Raw genomic sequence first — 19852 nt, 5'->3', positions numbered from 1 at the left:
CGTGGGCCGTGGGCCGTGGCCGGTGGGCAACCGCTGTGTGGAAGCGGTCAGTTCCGGTCGGTGGCGGCCGGCCGGAACGGGCCGTCCAGGGCGGCCCACTGGAGCAGCATGATGGTCTTCGCGTCGGCGATGGAGCCGTCCCGGATCATTGCGAGCGCCTCGGCGAAGGGCAGTTCCAGAGTGCTGATGTCCTCGCCCTCGGCGGCGACGCCACCGCCCTCGCCGGCGGCGCTCCACGGGCCGTAGGGAGCCGCGAAGAAGTGCAGGCGCTCGGTGACCGAGCCGGGGCTCATGTAGACGTCGAAGACGTGCTCGGGACAGCCGACCCGGTGCCCGGTCTCCTCGGCCGCCTCCCGTCGGATCGCCTCCTCCGGGCTGTCGCCGTCCAGCAGCCCGGCGGCCGTTTCCACGAGGAGCCCGTCGGGGTGGCCGTTGACGTACGCGGGCAGGCGGAACTGGCGGGTGAGCAGCACCGTTCGGCGATCGGTGTCGTAGAGCAGGATCGTGGCCCCGTCGCCCCGGTCGTAGTTCTCCCGCTGCTCGCGACTCCAGTGCCCGTCGGCGTGCCGGTAGTCGAAGGTGGTCTTGCGCAGCACGTACCAGTCGCAGGACAGCACCTCGACGTCGCGGATCCGCACCCCGGGATTGCCGGTCAGGTCGCGGCCGTACCGGTCCAGGCCGGTGCGGCCGCGGCGGTCGGGGATGTCGATGCCCTCGGTCATCGGGCGAGCGGGACGTCGGAGGTGGGGTGGACGGCGGTCATCACGGTGGCTCCTCGGATCGGTGGTCGGGCGGCCGGGCGATCCGGCGCCGGGGTGTGGGTCGGGCCGGTCAGCCCAGGACGGTGTGCACACCGGCCTTGTCCAGGGCAGCCAATGTGCGCGGCCCGTTCGGGTGGGTCGCGGCGTCGGCGGCGGCGTGGTCGGTGACGAAGTCGTCCACCGCGCCCAACGCGGCGACCCGACCGAAGGCGCGGACGCCCAGCTTGGTGGCGTCCGCGACCACGATCGTGCGGGTGGCGCGGACGAGCCCGACCTGCTTGACGGCCGCGTCGTCCAGATCGAATTCCGACCAGCCGTGCTCGGCGTGCACGCCGCCGATGGACATCACGAAGCAGTCGAAGGCCAGCGACTCCAGGGTGCCCAGGGCCAGCGGGCCGACCAGGGAGTGCTCGCCGGGACGGGAGCGCCCGCCGACGACGAGCAGTTCGATCCCGGGTCGGTCGGCGAGCCGTACCGCGGCCTGCAGGCTGAGCACCGCGACGGTCAGCGGAGCCCGCGCGGCCAGGTGGTTCGCGACGTGCACCGTGGTGGTACCCGCGTCCAGCAGCACCCGCGAGCCCGGTTCGACCAGGCCGGCCACGGCCGCGCCCAGTCGATCCTTCGTCGCCGCCTGCCACGGCTCGCGCGCGGCGAATCCGGCTCCGTCCTCGCGGGCGCGGGCGGCGATCGCGGCACCGTGCACCCGGCGCACCAGACCCTGGCGCTCCAGCGTGTCCAAGTCCCGGCGCACGGTCATCTCCGAGACGCCCAGACGCCGGGCGAGTTCCGAGACCGGGATGCGCTCGGAGCCCTGCACCAGGCGAAGGGTCAGGTCCAAGCGGGCGGCGACGTCCATGCGCCATTTCTAACATGCTTGTGTGCGATTGAACATCCCTGTGTTCGTCCGGGGTGGCCGGCGATCCGCCGGCGGGCCCGTGACGCTCGCGCTGCGAACCCGCCGACGCGCTGCGCCGGCGGCCGGGGCCGGTGAGCTCGCGCTCTCCCAGCGCGCGGACGTCGATGAGGTCCGGGCGCTGTGGGGTGCGGGGCACGGTCGGCGGCGGTATCCGGGCATGGCCCTGGTGCTCGAACGTCTCGGCAGGAGGCGGTGGGAACGGCAGGCGGGCGTCGGCGGCCTACCGCTCGGCGGCGCCTTCGGTGCCGCGCGGGTCGGGTCGGCGTGGGCGGTACTGCTGGGCTCCCTTGCGGTCGCGGACGGCGATGCCCAGCCCGCGCAACCCCTCCAGCGCCTCCTCGGCCGCGCCGGCCCGCTTGTCGGTCAGGGCCCGCTTGCGGGCGCGCAGCAGGGTGTGCGCGGCCTCGTCGAGATCGGGGGTGCCGTCCACCCAGGTGGTGAACTCCGTCTCGCGCGGGTCGGTGGTGCCCCGCCACGGGTAGTCGAACCGGGCGAAGGCGTCGCGCAGGTGTGCGGTGGGCAGATCGCTCGCGTGGACCCGGGCGAGTTCGGTCTCGCTCGGGTCGAGGGCGACCAGGTCCCGGCCGTCGGTGAAGACCGCGCCGATCCGGTCCCGACCCACATGCAGCCCGGAGCCGTCCCGGTGGATCGCGACGTGGTCCTCGGCCACGGTGACCACCGGGCTCTCCCGCCGAGCGTCCATGACCATCCAGGCGCCGAGGCCCGCGCCGAGCACGGTCGTGGTCGGTACGGCCCAGTGCGTCGGCAGCCGCGCGGCCGTGCGGAGCGGGCCGGGTGCGGAGCCGACCAGGTCGATCAGCAGGTCCACGAACGGCGCGACCGCGAACCCGGCGCCGAGGCCGAGCAGCGTGGTGCCGACTCCGATCAGCCAGAGCCACACCGACGGCATCCGGATCGTGACGGCCTGCTCATGCGCCGCAGGGCTGCCCATGTTCTCCCCTTGTCTCGTCCGGCGCGGGCGCCAGGTATCGCGCGACGGTGCGGCGCAGCGCGGGCGTGGCATCCCGATCGGGGGCGGCGCCCAGGTACACGGCGTCGACCACGGTCTGGATCCACCCGGCCGCCTCGTTCGGATCCAGTGCCGCGTCGATGGTCCCGTCGGCGATGCCCCGGGCGATCAGGCCGGCCAGGCCGTCTCGAACGACCGCCTCGGTTCGGGTGACCACGTCGACCAGCTCGGGATCCCGGTCGACCTGGCGCAGCAGCTCCACCAACAGGCCGGCCGCGCTCGGGTCGCGGGCGTCGGCGGCGAGTTCGGTGACGAGTTCGACGATCGCCTCGGTGGGGTGTTCGGCGGCGGCGAAGCGGGCGATCCGTTCGTGGGACAGCGGCAGGTCTTGTTCGAACACGGCGCGGAACACGGCCCGCTTGTCCGCGAAGTAGTAGAAGACGCTCGCCGCACTGAGACCGGCCGCGCGAGCGATGTCCGCGACGGTCGTCGGCTCGAACCCCTGCTTCGCGAAGAGCCTGGCGGCGGCGAGCGTGATCGCTTCGCGCCGCTGGGCGGTGCGGTCGGGATCCACGGTGCGGGGCACTGCGTGCGGCCTCTCGATTCGATGACTGATTGCTCAATCGAAGAATAGCAGCCGGGCTTGGCGGGGTGTGGTGGGTTTGCCGGGGGTGGAGCGGGGGTCACGGCGTCGGGATGTCGGGCAGGTCGGGTTCGGTCTTGGTCACGACCTCGGTTCGGCTTCCGTCCCGACCCCGACTTCGGTCGTGGCCCCCATGTCGTGCTCGGTCTCGGTCTCGGTCTCGGTCTCGGTCTCGGTCTCGGGTTCGGTTTCGGTTTCGGCGAGGTAGTCCTCGTAGACGCCCACCTTGTAACCGATCAGGTCGAGGCACTTGTGGAGCTGGTCGATCTGGGCGGCTATGCGGGACTGGTGTTCGCGGAGGATGGCCAGGCGTTCGCGTTCGGTGCCTTCGCCGGCACGGGCCAGTTCGGTGTAATGACGGATGGCGGGGATGGGCATGCCTGAGCCGCGCAGGATCATGCACATGTTGAGCCAGGCGATGTCGTGTTCGGCGTACACGCGTCGGCCCGCCGTGTTGCGGCGGACCGGATTGGCCAGGATGCCCTCGCGTTCGTAGAAGCGCAGGGTGTCGATACTCAGGCCGGTGCGGGTGGCGACCTGGCCGATGGTCAGGTCCTCGTGGGTGTCGGTCACGGGTCTCAGGATGGGACTTGACCTGGAGTCGAGTCCAGCTCGTAGATTTCCGGTCGGGAACGCTTCCGCGTCCGGGAGCCCGGGTGCACCCATGGCGGTAGACCCACCCGAATCCGCGCGGCCGATGCTCGGCGCGGTGGTACCGCGGATCGCCCGTCCGGCCGCACGGTCGTCAGGCCGTGGGCACCCGCCCGCAAGCACACAAGGAGCACGACCATGCGCTACCGCACTCTCGGCCGCACCGGCATCCAGGTCAGCGTGCAGGCCCTCGGCACGATGATGTTCGGGGCGGTCGGCAATCCCGACCACGACGACTGCGCTCGGATCGTGCACGCCGCGTTGGACCAGGGGATCAACTTCGTCGACACAGCCGACATGTACTCGGCCGGCGAGTCCGAGGAGATCGTCGGCAAGGCCCTGGAAGGACGGCGTGACGACGTGGTCCTGGCGACCAAGGTGCACTTCCCGATGGGCGAAGGCATCAACCGGGGCGGCAATTCGCGGCGTTGGATCACCACGGCGGTCGAGGACAGCCTGCGGCGGTTGCGGACCGACTGGATCGACCTGTACCAGATCCATCGCCCGGACGAGTCGACCGACGTCGAGGAGACCCTTTCCGTCCTGACCGACCTGGTGCGGCAGGGCAAGATCCGCGCGTTCGGCTGCTCGACGTTCCCGGCCGAGGATGTGGTCGAGGCCCATCACGTGGCCGAGCGTCGTGGGCTGCATCGGTTCCGGACCGAGCAGCCGCCCTACTCGATCCTGGCTCGGGGCATCGAGGGCTCGTTGCTACCGGTGTGCGAGCGGCTCGGCATGGGTGTGCTGACCTGGAGCCCGCTGGCGTCCGGGTTTCTCACCGGCAAGTACCGCAAGGGCGGCCCGATCGACCTGACGTCCGGTCGGGCCGGGCTCAATCCCGGGCGCTTCGACCCGGCACTGCCCGTGAACGCGGCCAAGCTCGACATCGTCGAGCAACTGGTCGAATTGACCGAGGAGATCGGCTGCACGCTGCCCGAACTCGCGGTCGCCTTCCCGACGGCGCACCCGGCGGTCACCTCGGTCATCATCGGGCCGCGCACGATGGAACAGCTCGAAGCGTTGGTGAAGGGCGCGACGCTCACCCTGGACGACGCGGCGCTCGACCGCATCGACACGATCGTCGCGCCGGGTACGAATGTGTACCACCCGGACGGCGCGTGGACCCACCCGGCACTGGCCCGAAGCGCCCTGCGCCGCCGCCCACTCGCCGACCGCGCGGCGGGCTGACCGGCCTTACGTCCGCCGTGCCCGCTCTTGCGGCCGCGGGGTCGACGGTGCCGTTCGCCGGGACGGCCTGCCGGGTTCAGGGGTTCGGTGGTTGTGGTGGCTTTGCTTGGATCGGGTATCCGGGTGGGGCGGGGAGTTGGGTTTTGGTGGGAACTTCCACGGGGTGTTGGCCGACTGAGTGTCCGGGTTCGCGTTTGCGGGTCGACTGTCGGTACTTCTGGGGAGCGGAACTGTGCGGGGCAGCAAGGTGTGTGGCGTGGCCGCCGTGGTGGTTTTGTTCGCGACGGCGTGTGGCGGCGATTCGAAGGACACGGACGGTGTCGCTTCGGGACCGACCGCCGCCGCGACGAGGCCGGGTGGCGGCGGGGCTTCGGGTTTCCCGGTGAAGGTGAAGGACTGCGCCGGCGCCGAGACGACCTTCACCGAGGCGCCGAAGAAGGTGGTCACCAGCAATGCCTCCAGCCTTGAGATGTTGTTCTGGCTCGGAGCCGGGGACCGGGTGATCGGCACCGGCTTCCCGCCCGGCAAGGGCACCATGCCGGCGCAGTTCACCGCACAGGCCGACAAGGTTCGGGTGCTCGGCGACATGGTGATTCCCAAGGAGCAGTTGCTCGGCTCGGGCGCTGATCTCTACCTCGACACCTTCGCCGACATGGGCGGCATGGGAGCGATGGGTGCGGGGCCCTCGCCCAAGGAGTTCGCCGCCGCCGGCATCAAGCACATCTACCTCAAGTCCACCGCCTGTGCGAGCAAACGCCTCGGCCCGCAGCAGGACTTGGCCGAGGTCGAGGCCGACATCCGGGAACTCGGCGCGGTGACCGGGACGTCCGCCAAGGCCGAACGACTCGTCGCCGGCATGGAGCAGACCCTCGGTGCCGTGCGCACCGCGCTCGCGGGCGTGCCGCAGGACCGGCGGCCGACGTACTTCTTCTTCGACTTCGACGCCGGTACCAAGCAGCCGATCGCGGTATGCGGCAAGCAGGTCGCCAATGCGGTGATCACCCAGGCCGGGGCGCGCAACGTGTTCGCCGACTGCACCGGTGACTTCAAGCCCGTCTCGTGGGAGGACGTGGTCGCCGGGAACCCGGACTGGATCCAGTTGGGCGTCCGCGACAAGGGCAACGCCCAGGACAACGCGAAGGCGTTCGACGAGGCCGAACGATTCCTGCGCACGTTCGACGCGACCAAGGGGCTGAAGGCGGTGCGGGACCGGAAGTTCGTCCGGATCGGCTCCGAGAGCACCACGATCGCCGGGGTCCGCAACGCCGATACGGTCCGGCGGATCGCGAGCACGATCCACCCGGGTCTGGTCCCATCCGCGCCGGCCGCAGGGTAGGGGCCGGTGGTTTCGGTATTCGAGCGCAGGACCCGACGCCGAGCCGAGGCGGCGATGACGACGGCGGCCTCGGCAGACGGTGACCGGACCCGCCCGGCGCGCACCGCGTGGGTGGTCGTCGTACTGGCCGTGCTCCTGGTCGTCGCGTTGACCTCGGCTGTGTCGTTGGGGTCGGTGGACATCCCGATCGGCGAAGTGTGGTCGGTGGTCGGGCGGCGGCTGACCGGCGAAGCGCCTGAGCCCGGCACGCGCGACCTGATCGTGTGGCAACTCCGGCTGCCGCGCGCGCTCTTGGCCGCCGTGGTCGGCGCCGGGCTGGGGCTGGTGGGCGCCGCGGTCCAGGCGCTGGTACGCAATCCGCTCGCCGATCCGTACCTGCTCGGCATCTCCTCCGGTGCCTCGCTCGGCGCGGTCGCGGTGATCGTGCTCGGTGCGAGCACCGGCGGAGTGCTCGGATACGGGCTGTCCGCCTCGGCGTTCGCCGGTGCGTTGGCGGCCTTCGCGCTGGTGTGGGCGCTGGCTCGGCGCGGCGGCGGCTTCTCCCCGCTGCGTCTGGTGCTGGCGGGGATCGGAGTGGGTCAATTCCTGTCCGGATTCACCAGCTTCCTGGTCCTGCAGGCCGGTGACGAGCAGCAGACGCGCGGCGTGCTGTTCTGGTTGATGGGCAGTCTCAGCGGAGCACAATGGGACCAACTGGCGCTGCCCACCGCTGCGGTGGTCATCGGGCTGCTCGGCCTGCAAGCCCGCGCCCGGGCGCTGAACGCGCTGTTGATGGGCGACGAGACGGCGGCCGGACTGGGCGTGGACGTGGCTCGGCTGCGGCGGGAACTGTTCGCGGTGACCAGCGTTTTGACCGGTGTACTGGTCGCGGTGTCGGGGGCGATCGGCTTCGTCGGACTGATGGTTCCGCACGTGTGCCGGTTGCTGATCGGCGGCGATCACCGCCGACTGCTGCCGGTGTCCGCGCTGTTCGGCGCGGTGTTGCTGGTCGCGGTGGACACCCTGGCCCGCACGGCGGTGAGTACCCAGGAGTTGCCGATCGGCGTGGTCACCGCCGTGATCGGCGCACCGGTACTGCTGCTCCTGCTCGACCGACGGCTGGAGACGCGATGATGGGTGGCGGCGCGCGAGAGGGCGCGGCTGAGGGCGACGGCACGGCAGAGGACACGGCCGACGGCGCGGGCGGGCGGTTCGACGCGGAAGGGACGCGCATCACCGTGGAGGATCTGCACGTCACCCTCTCCGGCCGGGACATCCTGACCAAAGTCGCCCTGATCGCGGCCGGCGGCGAGATCACCGGCCTGGTCGGCCCCAACGGCAGCGGCAAGTCCACCCTGTTGCGCACGGTGTATCGGCACCTCAAGCCGCAGGCCGGCCGAGTCCTGCTCGGCGACCGGGATCTGCGGGCGATGACCCCCGCGGCGGCGGCCCGACACGTGGCGGCACTGCCGCAGGAACGGGAGAACGACTTCGACTTCACCGTGCGCGAGGTGGTCGCGATGGGTCGTACGCCGTATCAGAAGGCGTTCGCGGGCGACAGCGCCGCCGACCGGGCGGCGGTGCTGATCGCGCTGGTGCAGGCCGGGGTGGAGGCGCATCAGGGTCGGCGGTTCGCCACGCTGTCCGGTGGCGAGCGACAACGGGTGCTGTTGGCACGGGCGTTGGCGCAGGAACCGGACGTGCTGGTCCTGGACGAGCCGACCAACCACCTCGACGTGCGGCATCAGGTCGAACTCCTGGCGCTGTTGCGCGCCCAGGACCGGACCACGCTGATCGCGCTGCACGACCTCAACGCGGCGGCTTCGGTGTGCGATCGGCTGCACGTGCTGCACGACGGTGCTTTGCGGGCGTCCGGTACGCCGCGCGAGGTGCTCACCCCGGAATTGCTCGCCGAGGTGTTCGGCATCCGCGCCGTCGTCCTCGACCATCCGCTCACCGGCGACCCGCTGATCGCGGTCGACCATCGAACGCCGGCTCCGCCGCTGCCGGCCCCGCGGCCGGTGGCTCCGGGCGCGGTCGCCGAGGGGGCGGATCGCGATGCGGCCGGGGGCGATGCGGGGTCGGTCGACGGGATTCCGGCGGTGAAGCGGGCTTGGTGACATGGGCGTGATGCAGCCGGGCCACGCCGCCGGCCTGCGGACATCCGCCCGTGGGTGGAGGCGGCGCGGGTCGACTGTTCCCGGTGAAGTAGTTGGCCGTACTGCCTTTCGGGGCCGCCGAGCCACGGTCAACGGCCCCGTGGGTCCGGTCCCGGATCAGGCGAGGGCCGCCGGCGTCGGGATGATGTCGAGGTGTGTCGGGCCGTTGACCATCAACGAGGGAATCGGCGGCGGTGGTTGTTCGGGGTGTGCGAGAGCCAGGTGCGGGAGGCGGTCGAACAGGGTGGTCACCGCGATGCTGGTCTCCAGTCGGGCCAGATGCGCGCCGAGGCAGAAGTGCGGACCGTAGCCGAAGGCGAGGTGTGCCTTGTCGGCGCGCGTGGGGTCGAACGTGTCGGGAGCATCCGGGTGCACCGCAGGGTCCCGGCCGGCGGCGGCGAAGGCGACGATGATCGGATCGCCGCGACCGATCAGCACACCCTCGCCCAACTCGATGTCCTCGATCGCATAGCGCAACGGGAGGTACATCACCGGGCCTTGATGCCGCAGTGTCTCCTCGATCACGTCGGTCCAGTCGACGACGCCGGCCCGGAGCCGGGCCGACTCCTCGGGGTGGGTGAGCAACTCGGACAGCACGCTGGTGATTAGATTGACCGAGGTCTCGTAGCCGGCGCCGAGCATCAGGAAGAGCGAGTCGATGAGTTGCTGCTCCGAGGACTCCTCCTCGGTGGCCGCCGCCGGGATCAGCAGGTCACTGGTCAGGTCGGAGCCTGGGTCTTCCTGCTTGTACTTCAGCAACTCAACCAGTCGCGCCTGGAGGTCGCCCTGCCGCGCGATCGCTTCGGCGGCATCGATCGCGGTGTCCAGGATGGCGTCGATCGCGGCGCCCAGTCCGGCGCGCAGGACGTCCGGTACGCCGAGCAGATCGCAGATGACGGTCATGGTCAGCGGCAGCGACAGGGCTTGGCGCACGTCGACACTTTCGCCTGGTGGTACCGCCGCCAGCGCGTCGACCAGGCGATCCGCCGTCGCCTGGATCCGCGGGCGCATCGACTCGACCCGCCGGGGCGCGAAAGACGGCGCGACCCGGGCGCGCGACCGGCGGTGTTCCTCGCCGTAGGTGTTCGCGAGGCTCTGTTGCAGTGCCACCGAGGCCAGTGGCCAGCCGTCGGGCAGTTCGGCCAACCCGGGCCAGTGTCGGCGGAAGTCGCGGGAGACCCGGGGATCGGAGGTCAGCGCCTGGATGACGTCGTACCGGGTGATCGACCAGGCCCGTACCCCGCCCGGGAGTTCGACCAGGACGGCCGGTCCCAGAGCGCGCAGGGCCGCCGCCTCGGCGTGCGCGGCGCGGGCGGTGGGGTCGAGCACGGGGCATCGGTGAACGGGTTCCGCCGACATGCGAGGCTCCCTTCGAGGGAACGTGCAAAATGGTCGCTGTGCCCACGAGGTGCACGGCGCGGTCGTGTTCGCGAACCGCACCCGGTGCCCGAGGACGTCGTACGCCCCTCCCTTCTACGCCTGGTTCCGCACCCTGACAACACCGCGGGTGGGGGAGTCGGCCCAGGTACCGGCCGGCCGCCGGTTGGAGGCGCGCAAGCGGAGCGCGCGCCGGGGCGAAAGGTCGACGTAAGCAATAGGTAAGGTCGCGCCGCTTTAATGGATGGGTGCCTCGTGGCGGCGCCGGTGCCGTCGGGAGAGCACCGCTGCCCGAGGTGCGGTGCTGCACGGTGCTCCGACAGGGGTGAACTCACCTGATGACAACGGGGGTTGTTGGTCGGTCGAATGGTCTGTCCGGGTCGACGGGCCGTGCGACACGAGACCGCAGGAGGGCGAGATGCGGGATCCCCTGGCGGATGTCCAGGGGTGCATTGCAGTCACGAGTCGAGATCGACGGGTCGTTGCGTCGATCGAGGACTCGGGAAACGGGGAGTCATGACGACCACTGCCACCACCACCCAGATCCCGGAGCAACGCGAAGCCGCATCGGCGCAGGCGCAGGCCCCGGACCCGGCGGACGCGCGCGATCCGCGCCTACGCTTGGGCCGGTTGCTCGACGAGGACAGCGTGCGGGCCCTGCCGGGGGAGGATCCCGCGGGGGTGTACGCGGTGTCCGGTCGCGTCGACGGCGCCCGGGTGATCGCGTACTGCACCGACGCGACGGTGATGGGCGGCGCGCTCGGGTGGGCGAGTGCCGAGCGCATCTCGCGGGCGGTGGACACGGCGGTGCGCGAGCGCTGCCCGGTGGTGGGCCTGTGGCATTCCGGCGGCGCCAAGCTCGCCGACGGGGTGGAGTCGATGGACGGCGTGGGTCGGATGTTCGCGGCGATGACCCGTGCCTCGGGTCGGGTCCCGCAGATTTCGGTGGTGCTCGGGCCCGCCGCGGGCGCCGCGGCGTACGGCCCCGCGCTGACCGACATCGTGGTGATGGCGCCCGCCGGCCGGATGTTCGTGACCGGGCCGGACGTGGTGCGCAGCGTCACCGGCGAGGAGATCGACATGGCGGGCCTGGGCGGCCCGGAGGCACACGCCAGACGGTCGGGCGTGGCGCACGTTTGCGCCGGTTCCGAGGACGAGGCGTACGCCCACGCACGTCGGCTGGCCGGATTCTTCGCCCGGCCCGGCCGGTTCCACCCGGACGCCGCGCGCGGCCGTACCCGGGATCTGCGCGCGCTGTTGCCGGAGTCGGCGCGCCGCGCGTACGACGTACGCCCGTTGGTGCACGCGATCGTGGACGGCTCGGGACCGGAGGATTTCGCGGAACTGCAGCCGCACTGGGCGCCCAACATTGTGGTCGGCTTCGGTCGGATGGCCGGGCGCAGCGTCGGCGTGATCGCCAACAACCCGCTGCGCAAGGGCGGTTGCCTGGACTCGTTGTCCGCAGAGAAGGCGTCGCGGTTCGTCCGGATGTGCGACGCCTTCGGGGTCCCGCTCGTGGTGCTCGTGGACGTGCCCGGCTATCTGCCGGGAGTGGGCCAGGAGTGGGGTGGGGTGATCCGGCGCGGCGCCAAGCTGCTGCACGCGTTCGCCGACGCCGAGGTGCCGCGGGTCACCGTGGTCACTCGCAAGTCGTACGGAGGCGCCTACATCGCGATGAACTCCCGTTCCCTGGGTGCCACGGCCGTGTTCGCCTGGCCGGAGGCCGAGGTGGCGGTGATGGGCGCGGAGGCGGCGGTGGGTGTCCTGCACCGCAAGCGGCTCGCGGGCGTGGAGGGTGCGGCGCGCGAGGAACTCCTGGCCGGACTGGTCACCGAACACGAGCGGATCTCCGGCGGGGTCGGCCGGGCCTTGGACTTCGGCGTGGTGGACGACGTGATCGAACCGAAGGACACCGTGGAGCGCATCGTCGAGGCATTGGCCGGCGCACCGGCCGGCCGCGGTCGGCACGGCAACATCCCCCTTTGAGCCATCCTTCCCCACCCGGTGGCGCCGTCCCCCCGTGCGGCGCCACCGGGCCCTTCCCATCGATCCACGAGGTCCATCGATCCACGAGGTCCATCGATCGGCGGATTCCGTCGATCGACGGGACCGGTTCGCACCGCGCGGCGGGGCCGTCGCGCACCAAGACTTCGAGGTGGGTGTGAGAACTGTCGGGGCCGCTCGGCGGGAGCGGTAGTGGGGGTGCGGACTCCGGGAGGGCCGGGAGACGCGCCGTCATGCGATACCGGCTTCATTGGTAGTCTGCTGTCCATCGGCTCCGGATGGGCACCGCACGAAATCGGGCGACCGTGGGTGGGATTCACGCGATCGGGGCCGAGGCCGCAGGGCAAGAAGTCGGATCGGCGAGACTCGGAGAACCCCGGTATGAGCCCTGCGAAGGCGAGTTCTCGATCCACGCCGGAGCAGAGCGAGCCGCCCGCCGGCCTGCGTGAGCGCAAGAAGGCCAAGACGCGGGCCGCGATCCAGCAGCAGGCGCTGCGGCTGTTTCGCGATCAGGGCTATGACGCCACGACGATGGAGCAGATCGCCGAGGCGGCCGAGGTGTCCACCAGCACGGTCTTTCGATACTTCGCCACCAAGGAGGACCTGGTCGTCTCGGACGAGCAGGAGGCATTCTTCATCCGGGCGTGGCGCGCCCAACCCGAGGATCTGCCGTTGGTGCGGGCCCTGCGCTTCGCGATTCGGGACACCCTGCAGGGTCTTTCGCCGAGCGAACTCGCCGTACACCGGGATCGGGACATGCTGATGTTCACCGTGCCCGAGCTCTGGGCCGCGGGTCTGGCGAATGTGGCTCGGGCGACGCAGACCATCACCGAACTCGTGGCCGAACGTTCGGGCCGCGCTGTCGACGACGCCGCGGTGCGCGCGCTGAGCGGAAGCGTCTTCGGCATCGTCATGGACGAGATGTTGCGCTGGGCACGAGACCCCGGCCGGGACATCGCGGCGGAACTCGACCGGGTGCTGGCCTTCCTGGACGACGACGGCTTCAACCGGTTGATGGCGGAGGGCGCAAGCGAAGATCGCTCGTGAGCCGGCCGCCGGCCGCTTTCGAAGACTCGCAGGACGTGGGCGACCCGGCCCTTGGGCACCGCCTCGCCGCGTCCGTCCGACCCTGACCGAGGTTCCGGCACCCACGGCACTCTCGCCCGGCTGCGCCGGTGATACCGAACAGGCCCGCTCCGCCGCCCCGTCGGGCGATGGGGCGGGCCTGCGCGTGTGCACACCGATGCCCATGCCGACGTCCGCTTCCGCGCTTCCGCGCATCCGTATCCGCATTGCCAGGGTTGCCCGGATCCCGAAGAGAACTCCCGCCGAACATGGTAGTCGGACTGAAATGAGAGGTAACATTCAAAAGAAAGCTCACATCTAATTGGGATGGGGTTGTCATGTCGGAGTCAGGGCGTCATAAGTGGTGGGCGCTGTCCGCACTGAGCCTGTCTATGCTGGCCGTCGGCCTCGACGGCACGATTTTGAGCGTGGCGCTGCCACAGCTCTCGCATTCGCTGGACGCGACCGAGACCGACCTGCAGTGGTTCTCGTCGTCCTACCTGCTCTTCCTCGCTGCGTCGATGCTTCCGCTCGGTCTGCTCGGTGACCGCTACGGGCGCAAGACGATCCTGATCGGCTCGCTGGTGCTGTTCGCCGCCGCGTCGGCCGCGTGCGCCTACGCCGACACGCCATGGCAGTTCGTCACGGCCCGGTGCATCCTCGGCGTGGCCGGCGCGGGGATCATCGTGATGGCGCTGTCCGCCCTGACGGTGCTGTTCACCGCGGAGGAGCGGCCCAAGGCGGTCGGCATCTGGTCCGCCGCGAACTTCCTGGCGCTGCCGCTGGGGCCGTTGCTCGGCGGCTGGCTGCTGACTCACTACTGGTGGGGCTGGGTCTTCCTGATCAACGTACCGATCGCCCTGATCGGCGCGCTGGTCGTGTTGGCGCTCGTCCCCGATTCGCGGGCCGATCAGCCTCCGCAGCCGGATGTGGTCGGGGCGGCCCTGTCCACCCTCGGCCTGAGCGGTTTGACCTTCGGGCTGATCAAGGTGGGTGAGCACGGCTGGGGCGACGCGGCCGCGTGGGCGTCGATGTGCGGTGGCCTGGCGTTGCTGGTCGGCTTCCACCACTACGAGAGTCGGCTCGGCCGGCGTCCGGGCGGGCGGCCCATGCTCGATCCGGCGCTGTTCCGGTCGCGCGGCTACACGTGGGGTGTGGTGCTGATCGGTTTCGTGGCGCTGGCCAACATCGGTGTCATCTTCATCATGCCGCAGTACTTCCAGGCCGTTCGGGGCACCGACGCGATGGGTTCCGGGTTGCGTTTGTTGCCGCTGATCGGCGGACTGGTGGTGGGCGCGGTGCCCGCCGACAAGATGGCGCGGTTACTGGGACCCAAGTTCGCCATCGGGACCGGATTCGTGGTGATGATCGGGGGGCTGCTGCTGGGCGCCACCACCGATGCGGACTCCGGCGACGGCTTCTCCGGGACGTGGATGGCGCTGTCCGGTTTCGGGATGGGGCTGTCCATGGCCACCACGACCTCGGTCGTGCTGTCCCACGTGCCCAAGGAGCACAGCGGCGTGGGCGCGGCCGTGCTCCAGGCCGTCAACAAGGTCGGCGCGCCCCTGGGTGCCGCGGTGCTCGGCAGTGTGCTGTCGACCTCCTACCAATCGCACCTCTCGCTGCCGGCGATGTCGGACGCGTCCGAGAGCGCGACGCGTTCGGGAGTCTTCGACGGCATCGCGGTGGCCAAGGAGAGCGATTCCCCGGCCCTCCTGGACAACGTGCGCGACTCGTTCGTACACGGCCTCGACGCCGCCTTGGTGGTCTCGGCCGGCTTCGCCGTGGCGGGTCTGCTCTGCACGCTGCTGTTCCTGCCCCGGATTTCGCGGCGGGCGGTGCGAGCGGAGGGCCCGCTTTTAGGCGGGGAACCCCCGCGCCACGTGGCGGGGGACGTGCCACCGGGTGAAGAAGTCGAATCCACGGCCTCGGGGATGCGCCCGAATGGGATCAACCGTCGACACTGGAGGAGTTCGTGATGCGCGCACGTGATCTGGTGGCCGAGTACCCGACGGTCACCCTCGACAGCAACGCTCTGGACGCGGCCCGGCTCGTCGCCGCGCAACGTCAGCCGGAAGCACTGGTGTTGGATGCCAACGGCGAACCGTACGCGGTGTTACCCGCGTCGTGTCTGGTCGATCTGCCGCCGGTGGGCCGAGCGACCGACGGCCCGGGGTCGGACGCGGCGATCGACGAACCGTATGTCGGCCGGTTGCACCGGTCCCTGGCCGTGCGCACCGTGCGCGATTGCCTGCGGCGGGAGAAGACGGTGCCCTCGGTGGCCGACCCGGACGACAGCATCCTGGAGATCGCCGCGCTGATGGCCCGCGATCGCAGTCGCCTGGTGGCGGTGATCGAATACCCGAAGGGACGCCCGGTCAGCGGTGCCGGGCCGCGCCTGCTGGGAGTGATCACCGACTTCCGTCTCCTGGAGCAACTGCTCGGGAGGCCCCGGACGTCCGACGCGATCGGATGGAGTTCGCCGGCACCGCCGAACTGATCGCCGACCGCACGCCCGGCGGGGCGGATGCACCAGGTCGGGGCGCGGAGCCCGGAACACCGGTCTTGCGAAGGGTCGGTGGGCCGGGCGGGCGCGCCGGTCGCCGACGCGCGCCGATCGCCTCACACGGGATCGGCGCGGAGTCCGAGCGGTTGTTCGGGGTCAGCGCAGCGTCGGTACGGCGCCGCCTTCGAGCAGGGTCGCGTCGATGCCGGGCAGGCCCCTGCGCCACCGGTCGGTGATCTCGGCAAGCGTGCCGGCATCGGGTGGGTCGGCGCCCAGGCCGATCGCGTGCCGCGTGCACGATCCGGACGCGAACGGGCGGGGCCACGCGTGCGCGTCGGCGACGCCGGCGTCGTGCAGGGTGGTGAGCAGGGCTCGGACGCGGCCGCGGAGCCGGCCGGTGGTGGCCGCGAACTCCGCGGCGGGGGCCGGAAGTACGGTCAGCACCAGCCAGGCCGCGTGCCGGCGGTGCAGCGGGGGCGACTCGATCAGGGTCGGCCACGGGTCGGCGGGTCCACCCGGGTCGGTGTGCCCGGTCGGCGTCGACATCTCCCAGGCGCGGTACAGCTCGTCGACCAGCAGGTCGCGCATGCCGGGGCCGACCTGTTCGGTGCACGAGCGCACCGGGTGGGTCGGGGTCAGGATCGACACCGGCGCACCGGCCATCGCGGTCGGGCACACGGTGTGCGCGTCCAAGGCCACCGGCTCGCGCCAGTCCCACGCGGCCCACGTGGCGAAGAAGTGCGCCGACAGTTCGTCATCCGCCAGGTGTGCGGCCTCGCGGGTGGTCCGGGCCGCGAGTATCGACCAGGCCAGACCCGGGAGTCCGCCGAACGGCGCCGCGTCCAGGCCGCGGGCCCGGGCCCACGCCTTGACCCGTCGGGCCAGGCCGGCGAACCGCTCGTGGTCCGCGCCCACCGCGCCCCGGATCGCGTCCGCGTCGGTGACCGCGCTCAACGTGATCGCGGCCTGCTCGCCCAACTCGGCGCGCCGGGCCACCGCGTCGGCCGGGTCGATCCCTGCGCTGCCCACCAGGGCCAGGTCCACGGCCGATGCGCCCACGCGCAGCCGCAGTCCCGGTACGCGTGCCCCGGTCACCGGCCGGACGGCGCTCGCCTCGGGCAGCGCCGCCGTGATCCGCGCCGCGATGTCGGCGAGGTCGACGGTGTGGCCGGGCAGGGCCGCCACCAGATCGAGGTCGGCGTCCGGCGAGGCACACCCCATCCGCCGCGAGCCGACCATCGATACGACGCCGGCGTCGCCCAACGCACCCGAGATGCGCCGAGCGATCCGCCGCGCCCGGGCATCGCCGTCCGGTCCGACACCCGAGTCCACCGGCGCATCGTGCGTGGGCTCGACGCCCGGACCCGCCGGCGTCTCGGCCGTCGGCGCCACGCCCGGATCACGCCGCGCGTCCAGCTCCGCCGCCTCGTGCGTGCGAGCCTCCACCGCCCCGGCGCCGGTCGCGGTCGCGCGAGTGTGGCCGCGCTCCGCGGCGCTCGACACCTCGGCTGCCTCGTCGGGCAGCCAACGCAGTTCTCCCGTGCCCAAGGTGATCGTGGCCCGGATCCACATCGGCTCGTCGCCTCGGCGGGAGAGCAGGACCAGTTCGCCCACCCGCGCCGACATCGGCTCCAGTCGACTCGCGCACTCGGCGGCGACCCGCTGGGGGTCGGTGCTGCGGCCCAGGGTCAGGTGCGGGGTGTAGCCGTGCGCGCGGCCGAGGCAGCGTGGGAAGTGTGCCGCGAAGGCGTCGCGCAGCAGCGCCCACGGTGACTCCTCGGCCGCAGCCGGGTCGAGCCAGACGGTGGCGTCCTCGCGGTGGCCGAAGGTGTGTACGCCGTCCAGCCGTGCGGTGAACGGTGCCACCCGGGCCGCGGCCGCCGCGAGCAACGGCGCGGCCCGTTCGAAGTCGGCCTCCGGGACGAAGCCGAACAGCACGTTGACGTGCGGCGGCCAGCGGTCCACCTGCGGATCGTGCGCGTGGCGGACCTGTTGGAGCGCGGGCCACAACCGGCGCGGCGGCAGCCAGGCCAGCGCGGTGCGGGCGGTCGGCGCGATGTCGAGGACATCGACGGCTGCGGCGCCGGCCGGGACCAGGTCCGCCTGGACCCCGAAGTGGTCGGAAGCGTAGAGGCCGTCGGGCGTGGGCGTGTCCCCGAGCAGGGTCGCCGCGCCCGCGCGCCAGGCGCCGGTGCGCAGCAGGACCCGGTCCAGCCGGGCGGCGCGACCGGTGCGTGAGCCGATCGCCGCGAGCGCATTGACGCCCGGATCGAACGTGGGCGTGTGATCGTCGGCGCCGTGCACCTGCGTCCACGCGTCCGCCAGGCCCAGTGCGCCGGCCGGTCCGGCGGTGCCGTCGTTGAAGTCGCCGACCACCACCAGGTCGCCCGGGATGCCGGCGAATCCGTCGGCGAGTGCGGCCAGTTCGACCCGGCGTCGGCCCGGGCCGTCCTGGGCGTGGTCGCTGGTGAGGTGGGTGACCGCGATCACGAGCGGCTCGGCCGGGCCGGTGACGGTGATCGCGGCCACCGCCTTGTACGGGCCCAGCGCATGCCGCCCGGCCTCGCGCACCGGCAGCCTGCTCAGCAGCAACAGCCCGCTGTCCGGTACGTCCCGACCGCGGGGATCGGTGTCCATCGTGTACGCGGCGCGCACCCACGGCTCGGCCGCCAACAGCGCGACCAGATCGGCCTCGACCTCCTGGAGCGCGATCACATCGGCGTCGGCGGTCGCCAGTGCGGCCAGCAACAGCGGGCGGCGGCGGGCGGTGTCGATCCGGTCGGCGTCGTAGCGATCCCACAGCGTGTTCCAGGTCAGCACCCGGATCCGCGCGGTGTCCGGCACGTCGATTCGGTCCTCACCGGGTGCGCTCACGGGTCGCCAATCGGCGGACACCTGGTCGAACGCGTGCGGTTCGCGTGCGGTGAAGAACGGTGCGCGCAGCCGGCGCGGATCCCGGATCCGGCCGGCGGCGCACGTGTCGATCCGGTCCACCCGGGCGGCCCGATCCCACACCACCTCGTCGTCCGCCTCGATCCGCAACACCCGGTGCCAGGGGATCTCGCCGCCCGGGACGAACGCGGGCAGCGGGACGCGCTTGGGCTCGGCGCTGCGGCGGCTGACCGCGAGCACGAAGCGCGCGGGATCGAACCTGGGGTCCCAGCGCACCCGGTGGTAGATCTCCTCGCTCGTGCGCATCACGCGTCCTCCGCGTCCAGCGAACCGGCGACGTCCTCGATCGTGCCGCTCGCGCCGATGTACCAGGTCCGGTGCGCCTGTCCAGGGTAGGGCGGGGCGAACCGCCGCTGCTGCGCGGCGCGTACGGCGGGCGGCACCGGGTGCTCGCGCACGGCGTTGCGCCGGGCCGACTCCTCCTCCCCGACCAGCAGTACGGCGTGCGTGATCAGCGCGTCGCGGCGCTGTGCGACGGCGTGCACGGGTGCGCGCTGCCGACCGTTGAGCGAGGTGGCGTCCCACACCACCGTGCCACCGGCCGCCAGTGCGGCGTCGAGTCGGTCCAACGCCTCGCGCAGCACTTCGCCGTCGGCCGAGCGGTCGACCCGGTCGCCGCGTGCCGCGCGCAGTTCGTCCAGGCTGATCCGGACGTCCACGCCCGGGAGCTCGCGGGCGAACGTGCTCTTCCCGCTGCCCGAGCACCCGATCAGGTGGATCAGCCTGGGAAAGGCGCCGCTCCATCGGGCGCGGGTGGCCTCCGGCGGCATCGACCAGCCCTTGGCATGTGCCTCGCGCAGCCGCGCCCAACAGTGGTCGGCCGCCGCCGGGTCCAGGCCGGCGAACGCCTCCCGGGCTCGGGCGCGCAGCGGCGCGAGCGGTGCCTCCCCGAGCAGGTTCGCGTCCGCGGCGACCAGGGCCGACCACTCCACCTGTTCGCGTTCCTCCGCGGCCTCGGGGCCGGTGCGTCCGACCAGTGCGGCGGCGGCCACCGCGTGCAGCACACCCACGTCGGCACCGACCGCCAACCGGGCCAGTCCGCACGGGCGTTCGTGATCCGGGAACGGGCGGCACAGCTTCGTCTGCAATCCGACCAGGTCCGCGACGCGGCGCGCGAGCGGCAGGCCCAGTGCCGGGACGAGCCGGGGTACGAGCGTCCCGCGGTGCTCGGCGTGCAGCGCGGCAGCGAGTACCCCGGCCAGCCGGGCGTCCCCGGTGCGACCCAGCACGTCCAGCCGCGCGCCCGCATCGGCTGCAGCCCGGCGGATCCGACCACCGGGCTTCACGCACGGTAGGAGAAGAGAAGTAGTTACCCGCAAGGACGACAAGTACCCATCGGATACCA

15 protein-coding genes and 1 pseudogene are annotated in these 19852 nt (G+C 71.8%); 8 read left to right on the top strand and 8 right to left on the bottom strand.

What is annotated here, in order from left to right:
* Positions 1–47: 47 nt before the first annotated feature.
* The 5 genes from ABZS54_RS29665 to ABZS54_RS29645 all read right to left on the bottom strand — a co-directional run bounded on the left by ABZS54_RS29665 (position 48) and on the right by ABZS54_RS29645 (position 3863).
* Positions 48–722 carry an NUDIX domain-containing protein gene (locus tag ABZS54_RS29665; protein ID WP_355542728.1) on the bottom strand — a complete coding sequence of 225 codons (675 nt, stop codon included), beginning with the start codon at positions 720–722 and terminating at the stop codon, positions 48–50.
* Positions 723–831: 109 nt separating this feature from the next.
* Positions 832–1617 (bottom strand): DeoR/GlpR family DNA-binding transcription regulator, encoded by a 786-nt coding sequence (locus ABZS54_RS29660; RefSeq protein WP_355542725.1) that lies wholly within the window; start codon positions 1615–1617, stop codon positions 832–834.
* A gap of 280 nt (positions 1618–1897) precedes the next feature.
* Positions 1898–2629 carry a hypothetical protein gene (locus ABZS54_RS29655; protein ID WP_355542722.1) on the bottom strand — a complete coding sequence of 244 codons (732 nt, stop codon included), beginning with the start codon at positions 2627–2629 and terminating at the stop codon, positions 1898–1900.
* Positions 2607–3233: a TetR/AcrR family transcriptional regulator gene (locus tag ABZS54_RS29650; RefSeq protein ID WP_355542719.1), complete on the bottom strand. Its 627-nt coding sequence runs from the start codon at positions 3231–3233 to the stop codon at positions 2607–2609. Before ABZS54_RS29650 ends, ABZS54_RS29655 begins: the two co-directional genes overlap by 23 nt.
* 138 nt (positions 3234–3371) lie before the next feature.
* Complete coding sequence (locus ABZS54_RS29645) at positions 3372–3863, bottom strand: MerR family transcriptional regulator (RefSeq protein WP_355542716.1); 492 nt, start codon at positions 3861–3863, stop codon at positions 3372–3374.
* 216 nt (positions 3864–4079) lie between these two features.
* Here ABZS54_RS29645 and ABZS54_RS29640 point away from each other — a divergent pair, with 216 nt between their 5' ends.
* The 4 genes from ABZS54_RS29640 (at position 4080) to ABZS54_RS29625 (ending at position 8564) form a co-directional block, all read left to right on the top strand.
* Positions 4080–5129, top strand: a complete 1050-nt coding sequence (locus tag ABZS54_RS29640) for an aldo/keto reductase (RefSeq protein WP_355542713.1) — start codon at positions 4080–4082, stop codon at positions 5127–5129.
* Between the two features lie 247 nt (positions 5130–5376).
* Positions 5377–6465, top strand: a complete 1089-nt coding sequence (locus ABZS54_RS29635; RefSeq protein ID WP_355542753.1) for an ABC transporter substrate-binding protein — start codon at positions 5377–5379, stop codon at positions 6463–6465.
* Positions 6466–6519: 54 nt separating this feature from the next.
* Positions 6520–7578, top strand: a complete 1059-nt coding sequence (locus ABZS54_RS29630) for an iron ABC transporter permease (protein WP_355542750.1) — start codon at positions 6520–6522, stop codon at positions 7576–7578.
* Positions 7575–8564 carry an ABC transporter ATP-binding protein gene (locus ABZS54_RS29625; RefSeq protein ID WP_355542710.1) on the top strand — a complete coding sequence of 330 codons (990 nt, stop codon included), beginning with the start codon at positions 7575–7577 and terminating at the stop codon, positions 8562–8564. The genes ABZS54_RS29630 and ABZS54_RS29625 overlap by 4 nt, the downstream gene beginning before the upstream one ends.
* Positions 8565–8720: 156 nt before the next feature.
* Here ABZS54_RS29625 and ABZS54_RS29620 read toward each other — a convergent pair whose 3' ends face one another.
* On the bottom strand, positions 8721–9962 hold the full coding sequence (locus ABZS54_RS29620) for a cytochrome P450 (protein ID WP_355542707.1): 1242 nt from the start codon (positions 9960–9962) through the stop codon (positions 8721–8723).
* A 534-nt stretch (positions 9963–10496) separates the two neighbouring features.
* Between ABZS54_RS29620 and ABZS54_RS29615 the strand changes: the two genes are divergently transcribed.
* The 4 genes from ABZS54_RS29615 to ABZS54_RS29600 all read left to right on the top strand — a co-directional run bounded on the left by ABZS54_RS29615 (position 10497) and on the right by ABZS54_RS29600 (position 15549).
* Entirely contained in the window at positions 10497–11966 is a 1470-nt protein-coding gene (locus ABZS54_RS29615; RefSeq protein WP_355542704.1) for a carboxyl transferase domain-containing protein, read from the top strand.
* A gap of 399 nt (positions 11967–12365) precedes the next feature.
* Positions 12366–13031: a TetR family transcriptional regulator gene (locus ABZS54_RS29610; RefSeq protein WP_355542701.1), complete on the top strand. Its 666-nt coding sequence runs from the start codon at positions 12366–12368 to the stop codon at positions 13029–13031.
* A gap of 356 nt (positions 13032–13387) precedes the next feature.
* Complete coding sequence (locus ABZS54_RS29605; protein WP_355542698.1) at positions 13388–15028, top strand: MFS transporter; 1641 nt, start codon at positions 13388–13390, stop codon at positions 15026–15028.
* The gene (locus tag ABZS54_RS29600; protein WP_355542695.1) at positions 15028–15549 is read left to right on the top strand and encodes a CBS domain-containing protein; all 522 of its coding nucleotides are present in this window, start codon (positions 15028–15030) and stop codon (positions 15547–15549) included. The genes ABZS54_RS29605 and ABZS54_RS29600 overlap by 1 nt, the downstream gene beginning before the upstream one ends.
* Before the next feature lie 162 nt (positions 15550–15711).
* On the opposite strand, the gene ABZS54_RS29595 is transcribed toward ABZS54_RS29600, so the two are convergent.
* Positions 15712–18753, bottom strand: coding sequence for a poly(A) polymerase (locus ABZS54_RS29595; RefSeq protein WP_355542692.1), 3042 nt, complete (start codon positions 18751–18753; stop codon positions 15712–15714).
* Positions 18753–19763: pseudogene (locus ABZS54_RS29590) on the bottom strand (ATP-binding protein); the annotation flags it as partial. The gene ABZS54_RS29595 and the pseudogene ABZS54_RS29590, both read right to left, overlap by 1 nt.
* Between the last annotated feature and the right edge of the window lie 89 nt (positions 19764–19852).

Origin of the sequence: Embleya sp. NPDC005575 (assembly GCF_040605455.1) — a bacterium.
Taxonomy (GTDB): Bacteria; Actinomycetota; Actinomycetes; order Streptomycetales; family Streptomycetaceae; genus Embleya.
This window is presented reverse-complemented; position numbering and strand designations above follow the sequence as displayed.